11 protein-coding genes, 3 tRNA genes and 1 pseudogene are annotated in these 12,290 nt (G+C 54.4%); 8 read left to right on the top strand and 7 right to left on the bottom strand.

The genetic code is table 11. The features are described 5' to 3' along the window. The 8 genes and pseudogenes from K6123_RS06840 to K6123_RS06805 form a co-directional block, all read left to right on the top strand. A pseudogene (locus tag K6123_RS06840) lies at positions 1–1,202 on the top strand (hypothetical protein); the annotation flags it as partial. Positions 1,203–1,204: 2 nt separating this feature from the next. After that, positions 1,205–1,459 (top strand): hypothetical protein, encoded by a 255-nt coding sequence (locus K6123_RS06835; RefSeq protein WP_221795556.1) that lies wholly within the window; start codon positions 1,205–1,207, stop codon positions 1,457–1,459. A gap of 3 nt (positions 1,460–1,462) precedes the next feature. Continuing rightward, the gene (locus tag K6123_RS06830) at positions 1,463–2,671 is read left to right on the top strand and encodes a zonular occludens toxin domain-containing protein (RefSeq protein WP_221795553.1); all 1,209 of its coding nucleotides are present in this window, start codon (positions 1,463–1,465) and stop codon (positions 2,669–2,671) included. Positions 2,672–2,680: 9 nt separating this feature from the next. Next, positions 2,681–3,808, top strand: coding sequence for a hypothetical protein (locus tag K6123_RS06825; protein WP_221795550.1), 1,128 nt, complete (start codon positions 2,681–2,683; stop codon positions 3,806–3,808). Then, positions 3,787–3,999, top strand: a complete 213-nt coding sequence (locus tag K6123_RS06820) for a hypothetical protein (protein WP_221795547.1) — start codon at positions 3,787–3,789, stop codon at positions 3,997–3,999. The genes K6123_RS06825 and K6123_RS06820 overlap by 22 nt, the downstream gene beginning before the upstream one ends. After that, a complete protein-coding gene (locus K6123_RS06815; protein WP_221795543.1) occupies positions 3,996–4,682 on the top strand; it encodes a hypothetical protein in 687 nt (228 codons plus the stop codon). Before K6123_RS06820 ends, K6123_RS06815 begins: the two co-directional genes overlap by 4 nt. Beyond that, complete coding sequence (locus tag K6123_RS06810) at positions 4,679–4,909, top strand: DUF4224 domain-containing protein (protein ID WP_221795540.1); 231 nt, start codon at positions 4,679–4,681, stop codon at positions 4,907–4,909. The genes K6123_RS06815 and K6123_RS06810 overlap by 4 nt, the downstream gene beginning before the upstream one ends. Continuing rightward, positions 4,890–5,879, top strand: a complete 990-nt coding sequence (locus tag K6123_RS06805; protein ID WP_221795538.1) for a tyrosine-type recombinase/integrase — start codon at positions 4,890–4,892, stop codon at positions 5,877–5,879. Before K6123_RS06810 ends, K6123_RS06805 begins: the two co-directional genes overlap by 20 nt. 162 nt (positions 5,880–6,041) lie before the next feature. Here the strand turns inward: K6123_RS06805 and K6123_RS06800 are convergent. The 7 genes from K6123_RS06800 to K6123_RS06770 all read right to left on the bottom strand — a co-directional run bounded on the left by K6123_RS06800 (position 6,042) and on the right by K6123_RS06770 (position 12,279). Further along, positions 6,042–6,128: transfer RNA gene (locus K6123_RS06800), tRNA-Leu, on the bottom strand. Between the two features lie 37 nt (positions 6,129–6,165). Then, a tRNA-Cys gene (locus tag K6123_RS06795) sits at positions 6,166–6,239 on the bottom strand. Positions 6,240–6,267: 28 nt separating this feature from the next. Continuing rightward, positions 6,268–6,343: transfer RNA gene (locus tag K6123_RS06790), tRNA-Gly, on the bottom strand. Positions 6,344–6,432: 89 nt separating this feature from the next. Beyond that, positions 6,433–6,975, bottom strand: a complete 543-nt coding sequence (gene pgsA, locus K6123_RS06785; protein WP_221795627.1) for a CDP-diacylglycerol--glycerol-3-phosphate 3-phosphatidyltransferase — start codon at positions 6,973–6,975, stop codon at positions 6,433–6,435. A 36-nt stretch (positions 6,976–7,011) separates the two neighbouring features. Next, positions 7,012–8,835, bottom strand: a complete 1,824-nt coding sequence (gene uvrC, locus K6123_RS06780) for an excinuclease ABC subunit UvrC (protein WP_221795535.1) — start codon at positions 8,833–8,835, stop codon at positions 7,012–7,014. After that, entirely contained in the window at positions 8,835–9,482 is a 648-nt protein-coding gene (gene uvrY, locus K6123_RS06775) for a UvrY/SirA/GacA family response regulator transcription factor (RefSeq protein WP_221795532.1), read from the bottom strand. The genes uvrC and uvrY overlap by 1 nt, the downstream gene beginning before the upstream one ends. 82 nt (positions 9,483–9,564) lie before the next feature. Next, entirely contained in the window at positions 9,565–12,279 is a 2,715-nt protein-coding gene (locus K6123_RS06770) for a bifunctional acetate--CoA ligase family protein/GNAT family N-acetyltransferase (RefSeq protein WP_221795529.1), read from the bottom strand. Positions 12,280–12,290: the final 11 nt, after the last annotated feature.

The raw sequence follows: 12,290 nt of genomic DNA, 5'->3' as shown, positions 1-12,290 counted from the left end.
GTGACGACAGCGGCGAAGACGGCTGTTATCCCGAAGATGCTGATGATGCCGGTTATTGTGGGGATGCCCTCCAGCAATGCGAAACCGCCGACGGTTTCAGCTTCACATTAAAAGCCACCAAATCCTGTTCCGACTACTGCGCCAACACAGGATCGGGGCTAACGTCCGATAGCGGCATGGGCACCGTCCATCAGTGCACCGAATCCGATAGCGACGGCAGTCAGGGTCAATCAGACTCTGATGACGGTTCGGATGATGACTCCGAATCTGAACCTTGCTCTGTCGTCGGTCGTACAGACACCAACTGCGATGGTGTCCCCGATGACTACGAACCAGACGACACCTGCACCGGTACCTTGCTGCGTTGCTTCTGTCAGGATCTGATCAACAGTTCCCCCGTGCTCTCCGGTGATATGACCGAAGATGATTGCCTGGATGGTATCAACGATGCCGACGACGACACCGAAACACAGGATGGCTCCACCGAAGACGACGGCACCAGTGAAGACGATTCCACCAGTGACGAGACCAACGACGGGGAAAGCACCACCGAAGACGGTGCGGGTGACACCGGTGATAACGAAAGCGCCGGGAATGACGACGAAGCCTCCGGTACCGAAACCGACGACGCCTCAGACCAGATCATCACCTTGCTGGAAGCGGTTAAGGACGACACCACCGCCTTGCCCGAGATTAAAAATCAGCTCACCGACCTGATTGCCCAAAACGAAACCCTCTCTGCCGACCAAACCGACAAGCTCACGGCCATCAAGGATGCCCTTGGGCCATCCAGTGACCTAGTCACCGCCATCAATGCCATTGCTGAAGGACTGGGTACTGGCACCGGAACGGGATCGGGTAGCGGCACAGGCAGCGGTACCAGTTCCGGCGACTGCACCGGAGACGATTGCAGTGATGACAACTACACCCCTGAAAACTCTGCCGAAACCGCCGTGGCCGGTATCAATGATGCCCTCCAGAACAGCGAGATTTACCAAACCCTCAGCAGCTTCAGCGAGATGGAAGTGCCCGTTTCCCAAAGCTGTGACCTGGCTTATTCCTTTGAAGTCCCCCTTGCCGGTGAAGCCAACGCCTACACCATGGATTTGTGCGAATACATCGAACCGGTGCAAGACATCTTGCGCACGTTCTTTATCGCCTTCTGGGGGTTGGTAGCCGTGCGAGCCTTAATGAGTGCCTGATTATGTTTGATGATCTGAAAGACGGATTTGAATGGCTGATTGATCAATTCTGGGCTGGCCTGGTGGCGCTGTTTGAAGGCTTGTTGTCCATCATTCCTGCCCCTGAGTTTGTGAATCAGGCCCGGCAGTATTTTTTAACCGCCGCCAATTACCTCGAATATCCGCTGTATCTGGTCGGTATGGATGTGGGTTTGCCCATGGTGTTTGGTGCCTGGTTGATCCGCTTCATCATTCGTCGCCTGCCGATCGTGGGGTGATGCATGTCGATTACCGCCTACACAGGACTGCCCGGCTCAGGCAAGAGTTACAACTCCGTTGCCAATGTGATCGAACCTGCGTTGAAACAAGGCCGCACCGTGGTCACCAATGTGGTTTTGCGCAAAGACGAACTTTATAAGAAATACCCGGACGCCAATTTGGTCACCTTCCCCATGTCCACCGACCGCGACAGTGTCGAAAAGTGGATTAACCTGGCCAACTATCCAGCCGGTGCTATCTATGTGATCGACGAAGCCGGGAAGATGTTTTCCAGTGGTTGGAAGCAGAACAGCGCGCCAACCTCCGTCCTGCAGTTCTTCACAGAGCACCGCCACAGTGTGTCCCCTGACGGCTATTCCTGTGAAATCTTCCTGCTCTGTCAGGACGTTAACCAGCTGGCCAAGTGGGTCAGAGACCTGATTGCCTCCACCTACATTCACACCAAGATGGAACGCCATGGCATGTCCAAACGGTTCCGGGTCGATATTTATGTGGGTGGTATTGCGTCAACCCGTCCGCCTGCCACCTCGAAGATTGATAGCAAGTTTGGCTCCTATAAGGACGAAGTGACTTGCCTGTATCAGAGCTACACCCAAAGCAAATCCGTCACAGATACCGCCCTGGAAGACAACCCGGACAAGCGCGCCACTTTCGTTGGTCAATACAAAATGTATGCGGCCATTGCCCTGATTGGATTGCCTGCCTGTATCTGGCTGGCCATTCAATCCTTTGCCGGGGTATTTGGTGGTGCTGAACATCCCGCTGAAGCAACCACTGAACCGCTGGCAGATAGCCCAGACAATCCGGCGCCATCCGGACAGTTTGTTAACCAGTCCAATGCACCCGGTCAACCAGCCGGATTACTGAACCAGCCCGCCTTTCTGCCCAGTAGTCCTGAGTCTCAAACCCTGCTCGACAAGCTTGTGCCGGGTTACCACCTGCCCGACTACTACAACCTGCCCTGGTCGCCAGACTGGCGTTTAACCGGTGTGATCCGGGGGCGGGTTAACAGTTATGCCTTGATCAGCAGTGCAGATCGCTCTCGCCGGATTGCCCTGTACCGCTTCTGTTTTTTTGAACGGGACTTCGACGACTGGGCCTGTGTGATCAACGGCCAATTGATTACCGACTTCACCGGTCCTGTGTTCGATACCGCTAACGCGGAAGTTATGCCCGACGCTGAAGACGTCAAAGACGCATTCAAAATGTAAGGAGACCTCATGCCACGATATGAATCCAAAGCCATGGAGCGCATCCAAGACCTGAACGCAGGAACCGACATATTCAGATCTGAACGGATTGAATATGACCTCTCCGGCATGCGGTTCCTGTGGGCGGGTATTGATAGCATCCGCCAGCTGTATATCTGTAACCTGCGCGCCGATCTGCTGCCGGCCATTGCCCGTCATTACGAAACCAGCGACAGCGACGTGATCGACATCGGCGGCTATGAATGGAAGCTGACCAGCTCCGGCAAGAAGTCCGGCTATAAATTCATCTTCAAGAATTTAGAGCTGGGGTTCGTGGTGCTGGTCAAATCCATGTACAAGGAAGCCGATCAGCGCGGCCCCCACATCAAAATCGAAGCCACGCCCCAAATCATCGACCACCTGGGACCACAACGCCTGACCAAGCGGCTTCGTGAGATCGCCAACCTGTTTGGTGAAACCATCGAAGCCAATGGACTGGCCGTACACCTGGCGGTGGATATGAAAGGGCTGGAGCTGCCGGAAGATTTCGAACGCAAGTTAGTTACCCATTCAAGAAGATCCTACAAAGCTCACGGCATAGCCGATATCAGCAACCACACCATCTCAGAAATGGCCGTTACCTACGGCAAGAATGAGACCTTCATGTTTGGGTCGCCAACGTCGATCCAAATGTGTCTGTATGACAAAACCCTTGAAGCCCTGAAGTCAGACAAGCTCGCTTTCTGTGAAGGGCTGTGGATGCGGACGCCCTCCATTGAGGACGTTCTCACCACCGAATACCGCGACGGCTCCGACGGCAACGAAGCCGATCAGGTCAAGCGGTTAGAATTCCGCATTCACCATTCCATCATTCGGGAGTTTGAAAACGGTAGCGTCAACGGCAGTGGCAAACAGCTGTCGATCCGGGAGCCTGCCGACCTGATCAAGCATTTACAGGCCCTGTGGGACTACTGTCTTAACGCCTACCGGTTGCAACACTCCGCCACCTACCTTCACCCATCTGGCAGAAGATCGCCGAAGACGTCCGCTTTGCCTTCCTCGATGGCAGCGACGGCTGGATCTACAAACGATCTCAAAAAAAAAGCGCTGACGGCCCCAGCCGACGCAATGTCGCCATGTGGCTCGGCAACGTCATGAAGTTGAGTGCAAGGAAAGGTCTCAAGCCCGATTACGTCGTCAATCAACTGCTCACCAGCGGCCTGGACTCCGACCTGGCCGATTACTTCGGAATTTTCACCTACGGCTATCATGAAGAACTCGTTCACACCCTGCTGGAGTTCGTGACCGACAAAATGCGAGACCACCGGTTAGAGGGGGTCGCTGCATGAAGTCGCCCCGAGTCCTGATTGCCTGCGAACGATCTGCCCGGGTACGGGATGCCTTTCTGGCTCGAGGGTTCGACGCCTGGTCCTGTGATCTGGCCGACACCTACAACCCAACCCCGAATCGCCATATCAAGGCCGAACTGCTTGCCTCCGGCCTGCTGTACGACCGCTGGGATCTGGTGATTGCCCATCCGACCTGTACCTACCTGACCACCGCTGCCGAATGGTGTTACCGCGACGACGTTGCCCACAAGGTCAAAGCCGGAACCCTCACCGGCGAAGCCAGACGACAAGCCCGCAATCAAGCCCTCGCCTTTGTTCAGGCCATCTGGGACAGCCCCTGTCCGAATCTGGTAATCGAAAACCCGGTGGGCGTCATCACCAAACGCACCAGACTGCCCAAACCCCAGTATGTACAGCCCTGGATGTTCGGTGAAGATGCCAGCAAGAAAACCGGCCTGTGGAAACGTGGTGTGCCCGACCTGGTGGCCACTGACGAAATCGCCCCGCGTTACGTCGAAGGCCGTCCACGCTGGGGCAACCAGACAGACTCAGGCCAAAACAAACTCAGCCCGGGTCCGCAACGCTGGATGCTTCGCAGCCTGACACCGCAAGGCCTGGCCGAAGCCATGGCCGCCCAATGGGGTGACTACCTGATCGCACAGCAGCAGGAGGCAGCCGCATGAGCGCAAATAGCTTTTTAAATGATAATGACTTGGTAGAGCTGACGGGTTACGTGCAAAAGAACTCTCAGCGTCGCTGGTTGCAACGGCAAGGCATTGTCCATTACATCAACGCCAAAGGTCAGGTTAAGGTGGCCTGGTTCAACGTAACTCATCCCACCTGGACAATTGCCAATCAGGATGTATCAGAGCCGGATTTTGGAATTTTTGATGGGCCGACGTCGCATTAATCCCGAGCTTAACTGGCTCCCTCCGCGGGTCTACAAAGGACGCAGTGCCTACGAATACCGCCCTAAAGACGGCGGAGTAATTCGCCTGGCATCATTGAAAGCAACAGCTGCAGAAGTCATTGCCCGCCATGCTGAAGCTGTTGCGGCCAATGTCCGGCAGGAATACACGGTTGCCTTGATGATCAGTGAGTTCTTCAACTCCGAAGCCTTTCGCCAGCTCAAGCTGTCGTCCCAAAAGAAATATCAGCAGAACGCCAAGCTGATAACCAGTGTGTTTGGGAAGATGAAGGCCGACAAGGTCAAGCCGGAGCATGTCAGGCAGTACCTGGATAAACGCGGCAGTCTGGCCAAGGTAGCAGCCAATCGGGAATTAAGTTTCTTTGCCCGCGTGTATGCCTGGGCTTATGAGCGTGGAAAGGTGAACAGTAATCCCTGCCGTGGCGTTCGTAAATTCACCGAAACCAGCCGGGATCGCTACATCACAGACGACGAATACCAAGCGGTATACAAAGCTGCCAGTCCAGACCTGCAGGTCATCATGGAAATCAGTTATTGCTGTGCTGCCCGGATTGACGATGTATTAACCCTGACGCGTGAGCAGATTCGGCCTGAAGGGATATTCATTGAGCAAGGGAAAACTGGTGCCAAGCAGATCAAGCAATGGACGCCACGACTGAAAAAGGCTTATGAGCAGGCTTTAACCGTTTTTGGAGACCGGACGTATCACGTCATCCTAAACAGTCAGGGAAGCCGCATGAGCTACCGCGCATTCCGGGATCGTTGGGCGTTAGCCTTGGAGTTGGCAATCAAAGACCATCCGGCAATAAAACTCGACTTCACATTCCACGACATCAAAGCCAAAAGCATTTCAGATTGGAATGGAGATAAAAAGCAATTCAGCGGCCACAAGTCAGACCGAATGATCGCCACCTACGACCGTAAGACTGCCATAGTGCCGACACACGAGTGAGTCATCAGCGGAACAATGGGTGTAACCAGGTTTGGTGATTAGTAGTAAAAATAGAACGAACAAACAGACAGTAAAACTACTGTATATTCTGAAAGGAATTATGAAGTATTCTGAAATTGGAGTTTTGTTAGCGAATGCTAACACTACAGGAAGGATTCTAACTGGTGCCCGGAGCCGGAATTGAACCGGCACGACCGTAAGGTCGGGAGATTTTAAGTCTCCTGTGTCTACCGATTCCACCATCCGGGCTGGATAGGTGCCACTGTAACGGTATCGGGAGAAACAGTGGAGGCGCGACCCGGAGTCGAACCGGGCTACGTGGATTTGCAATCCAGTGCATAACCGCTTTGCTATCGCGCCTTTTTTTATTTCCGCTGATGGGAAAATCTGGAGCGGGAAACGAGATTCGAACTCGCGACCCCAACCTTGGCAAGGTTGTGCTCTACCAACTGAGCTATTCCCGCAAGAGATGGTGCGCATTATACGGAGGGGTTTTGCGACGTCAACACTTTTTTCTTACTTTTTATGTACTTAGCTGCAAAACCCAAAAACTTTATGATCTCAGCGCCGGCCAGGCCGCGCGCAGGTAAACAATCATTGACCATAAAGTCAGTACGGCTGCGACGTACAGGGTGATCACACCAGCCCAGTTAAGGATTGGGTGTTCCTGTGCTGCCAGCAGTAAAATAATCGAAACCATCTGGGCGGCGGTCTTGATTTTGCCGAGGTAGGAAACCGCAACATTGGCACGCTTGCCGAGTTCGGCCATCCATTCACGCAGGGCTGAAATGACAATCTCGCGACCAACGATGACCATCGCCGGGATTGTCATCCAGGTCGTGGCGTAATCTTCTACCAGCACCATCAAGGCGGCTGCGACAATCAGTTTGTCCGCCACCGGATCCAGGAATGCCCCCATTGGGGTTGTCTGATTCCACTTGCGGGCCAGATAGCCATCAAACCAGTCTGTGACTGCGGCCAGTGCGAACAGTCCGGCTGCCCAGGTCTTGCCTCCCCATCCCAGCCAGTAGTAGCTGATGACCATCAGGGGAATCATGACGATACGCCCGAGGGTGAGTAAATTGGGGATATTAATACTGCTCACGTTTGTCTTCCTGTTTACCGTTCAGTGTTACTCGCCATGTAACGAGGCATAGATTTGATCGGCGAGTTTTTCACTGATTCCCGGAACCCGCGAAAATTCCTCGCGCGGTGCTCCTTTCATGTTTTTCATGCTGCCAAAATGTAGCAACAAAGCCTTGCGACGTTTGGGGCCGACGCCCGGGAGATCTTCAACCTGAGAACTCCCTCGCGATTTTGCCCGCTGTTTGCGGTGGCCGGTAATGGCGAACCGGTGCGATTCATCACGCACCAACTGCAATAGCCGGAATCCCTCATGGTGGGCGTCGGGCATTATAGGTTGGCTGTTGCGGGCTTCCCACAAAAATTCCCAGCCGGATTTGCGGGTCTCCCCTTTCGAGATGCCCCATAAGGCAACCGAGGTTATCGCCAGCTCTTCCAGTACCTGCGCGATGCGCCCAACCTGTCCTTTGCCGCCGTCGATCAGCAGTAGATCGGGTAGATCATTTTGCTCTTGCAGGTTAATAAAGTGGCGCCGAACGGCTTGTTCCAGCGCGGCGTAGTCATCGCCAGCGGCGACACCCTTGATGCCAAAGCGACGATAGCGCTTTTTCGCCAGTCCTTCTGCGTCATAAACCACGCAGGATGCATAAGTCGCTTCGCCTTTGGAATGGCTGATGTCGAAACATTCTATTCGGCGCGGAGCGGTCGTCAGATTCAACAGCTGACTGACGGCCTCCAGCTTGCGTAATGATTGCTGATGGCCGGAGATTCGGGTTTGCGCCCCGGCGCGGGCGTTTTCCTCTGCCATGCTGCGCCATTGGCGCAAGTCACCGCGTGCACCCAGGGCATGTTTGATCGAGCGACCTGCCTGCAGGCGGATAGCTTCCTGAATGGTGGCTATGTCTTCGGATGGCAAATTCACCACCAATTCTTGCGGCAGCCCTTCAGCACTCAGCTCTGCCAGGTAAAACTGGCCGATAAAGGCTTCCAGCAGATCGTCGAGGGATTCACCCGCCGGGTTTGCCGGATAATGGTTTTTGGAACTGATCAGCCGGCCCTTGCGGAACGCCAGGCGATGAATGCAGATGACGCCTTCGAACTCCACCACGCCCCAGACGTCGGCGTCTTTCTCTCCGCCTTCTACACGCTGACGCTCCTGCACGCGGCGCAGCATTTCGATGCGGTCGCGAATGTCTGCGGCCTGTTCAAACTCCAGCTGTTCTGATGCTCGCAGCATTTGCTGTTGCATGTCGGCCAATAACTGCTGGTTTTTGCCTTCCAGAAACAGGATTGCGCGCTGGATGTCAGCGGCGTACTGCTGCTGACTGACAGCACCAACGCAAGGTGCGGTACAGCGCTTGATTTCGTATTGCAGGCAGGGCCTTGAGCGGTGGCTGAAATAACTGTCTTCGCAGGAACGGATCAAAAACAACCGCTGCAACTGGTTGAGAGTTTCGCGTACGGCGCCCGAGTTAGGGAAAGGCCCGAAATACTGGCCGCCCAGGCTTTTGTGCTTGCCGCGGCGATAAGCCAGTAGCGGAAATTCATGCTCAGACAGGTGGATGTAAGGGTAGGACTTGTCGTCTTTCAGCAGAATATTGTACGGCGGGCGATGCTGTTTGATCAGGGTTTGTTCAAGCAGCAGGGCTTCTGCTTCGCTGGCGGTGATAGTGACTTCGATATGGTCGATATTACTGACCAGGGCCACTGTCTTGGTGTTGAGGCCGCGTGAGCGGAAGTAGCTGGAAACCCGATTGCGCAAGTTTTTGGCTTTGCCAACGTACAGCAGTTCGTTGTTGGCCGAGTACATGCGATACACCCCAGGGCGCTGACTCAGCGTCCCGAGGAAGGCTTTGATATCAAATTCGGGCATTAGGAGAAGCTGTTGGCGTCGATGATTCCGTGTCGAATGGCCAGGCGAGTCAGCTCAACATCGCCGTCGATGCCCAGCTTTTCAAAAATCCGATAGCGGTAGCTGTTAACTGTTTTGGGGCTCAGGAATAGCGCATCGCCAATTTCTGCGGCCTTCTGACAGTTTACAATCATCAGGGCAATCTGCATTTCCCGTTCTGACAAGGCATCAAACGGATTGTGATTGTTTTCCTGATATGGCTTCAGAGCCATACGCTGGGCGATTTCACTACTGATGTATTTCTGGCCGCGATTCACTTTCAGAATCGCAGTTTTCATCTCATCCGAATCCGCCCCTTTGGTGATATAGCCAGATGCCCCTGCCTGCATCAGGCGCTGGGCGAACGGGTTGTCATCGCAGGCAGTAACAGCAATCACCCGGGTGTCCGGGTGAGTACGGGTAATTTTTCGGGTCGCTTCCAGCCCGCCAATTCCGGGCATCTGAACGTCCATCAGCACTACATCTGGCTCGTGTTCCTTGACGAACAGAATGGCGGCTTCACCGCTTTCTGCCTGTCCAACCACTTCAATTCCATTTGCGTCAGCCAATAATGCCGAGATACCCGAGCGAACCAGCTCGTGGTCATCCACAACTAACACAGAAATCAAAGGAAACCCCACTCTTCTAATTTATTAGGCAACCACCGGAGTGGTCAGACAGTTAGCATATGCACCAATAATACCAATTTGATTACATCGGATACATACGTTTTCGCTGCCAGGCGTATTTCAATGGGTTGAGATTGCGGGTTACTTCAACCACTCCCTCTTCGTGATCGTGATGAAGAGCGAACCCCAGCTTGCGATTGAGCGTCAGCATTGGCTTGTTATGCGGCAAGACTGTGCCAAAAATCTGCAAAACCCCACGATTCGTAAGGTAATCTATCATAACTTCCATTAGGTGCTTACCCAATCCTTCGCCACGCAGACTATCGTCGATAATCACCGAATATTCGGCGGCAACATCATCGGCATCGATGAACACCCGCACAACGCCATGCAAGGTGTCGCCTTTTTGGGCGACAAATGCCATCTCGCGGTCATAATCGATCTGAGTCAGGCGTGCCAGTTCGCCGTGATCAAACTGGCGACGCGCCCCAAAAAAGCGCAGTCGCAGCGATTCCGCACTGAGCGTGCGATAAAATTGTTCCAGTAAAGGTTCATCTTCCCCGCGAATGGGTCGAATCAGATAACTGGTGCCGCTGCGCCCAGTAAAGCTGGCTTCCAACTCCTTGGGATACGGCAAAATGGCGCTTTTAACCGGATGGCCAACTTCACCAGCGATACCGATGGCGATGTAATGACCAACTTTCTGGCGAATGGCGTTAACTTCCAGTGCTGCCAGCCATGGGTGATTCAGGGCAATGTGAGAAATCGCAACCAGCCAGCGCTCCAGGGTTACTAACTCCCGTTCGATATTTTCAGAGCGCTCCTGTAACACCTCATAGAAGTGGCTGCGCTTGATCAGTTTTTCAGCCAGGTTGGCGTTCAGTGGCGGTAAGGCAACCTGACGATCGACCAGAGTGTCAGCCGTGGTGCCGCCGCCGCCAAAAAACAGGAAAGGGCCAATTTCCGGATCGCGGCCAATACCAAAGGAAAACTGCAGGTTATCTAACGCACGGTGCATGGTCTGCACTGTGTATCCCAGCACCGGGCTTTTCGGAAAGCGCTCGGCAATTTCACGCTCCAGCTGCTCAGCCCCTTCGATCAGACCTTCTTCTGACGTGATATTGCGTACCACGCTGCGCATCCGCTCGCGCGGATTCTTGCCATATGCAAACGGATACAGGTAATCGCGGTGGTGAACCCGCAGCACCCAGGGGTCGGGAATGTCTGATGCAGCTTCCAGCAAATCAGCCAGGTTGGTGCGATAACGGTTTTCGGCAAAGGCAAAGCCGTAGGACTTCAATAGCTTCCAGGCGTAGTTCGGCAACAGGTAGTCGCCGGGACGATGGACTTCCAGAATTTCCTTGTCGACATCCATGTAGCCGGATGAAATCGGAATTTCGAGTGATTCTGGCGTTTCTCGCAGCAGCTCCTGGGTTAGCTGATGGCGCACCATGTACATATAGGAATTGATGGCGTTGTCCGGCGTGTCGAACGTTGGCACGCTGTTTTCGCCAAAATAATCGCGGGCGCTTTCGACCGAATACTCACCCAGCCAGCAGGTCAGCACGCTTTTGTTGTACTTCTTCGCCACCTTGACCAGTGCCTGGGCATTGGCAAGTGGGTCTGAACCGATACCGGGAATAAAAATAACCAGCAAGGCATCAACCTGCTTGTCGGCCAGTACGGTATGGGTTACAGCCGCCAACTGATGGGGCTGTAACTCCGGATTCAACAGCAAGGGGTTGTCTGTTTTGACGTATTCCGGCAGCAAACCGCGCAGATGGGTGCGGGTTTCATCCGACAGCTGCGCCAGCGTGCCGCCACTTTCCAATAGCGAATCCAGCGCCAGGATCGCCGGCCCACGACCATTGGCAACGACCGCCAGGCGCGGGCCAAAACTTTCACGCTGGCGACGCAGGGTGTCGACGCAATGGAACATTTCGTCGGTATCCTGCACTCGCAACACGCCGGCACGAGCCAGCATTTCGTCGATCAGCAAATCGCGCGACATCAGCCCTTTCGGAGCACTGACCCTGTTTAACGGATTGTCCGGCGAGCGATTGCTCTTTACCGCCAGTACCAGCTTGTGACGCGAAGCTGCCCGCAGCGAACGCACCAGATGCTTGCCAGAGCCCAGTTCATCCAGCTGCACCAAAATGTTTTTAACGTGCGGCTCCTGCACGATAAAGTCGATCAAGTCAGACAGTGAGACATCATTGTTGCGCCCCAGTGTCAGTACATGTGAAAAACCGACGTTGCGACTGAAAGCCCAATCCAGCACACCGGACGCCAGCGTGCCTGACTGGCCAATGTAGGCGATATTGCCCGGCCGCACCGGCACGTGCAGCAAAGATGCATTGAGCTTGCGCCAGGGCACGACCAGACCCAGGCAATCTGGCCCGAGAATACGAATATTAGTTTGCTGGATCACCTGGTCCAGCCGGTCAGATGCCGGCCGATACTGCCATGAGCGGGTACGGGCTATGCCGCCAGTCAGCAGCAAGGCCGCCCCCACTCCTTTGGCATGTAGCTGCTTGAGGACTTTCGGAACCGTCTCAGCTGGAGTACAAATAACAGCAAGGTCTGGCACCTGTTCGACCTGACTGATACGACTGATCGCAGGAATGCCGTACACCTGATCGTATCCGCGCGTGTTAATCGGGATGATGGTGCCGGGGAAGTCGCTATTCAGCAGGTTGCGCACGACCGCGCCGCCAACACTGCCCGGGCGCTCGGAAGCACCAATCACAGCGATGACCTTGGGTCGAAAGAACAACTCCAGGGAACGTGTACCCATGCAGACTGATC

It is taken from the genome of Oceanobacter mangrovi, assembly GCF_019740315.1.
Taxonomy (GTDB): Bacteria; Pseudomonadota; Gammaproteobacteria; order Pseudomonadales; family Oceanobacteraceae; genus Oceanobacter; species Oceanobacter mangrovi.
Note: the sequence above shows the minus strand (reverse complement) of the source record. Positions and strands in the feature narration are given on the sequence as shown.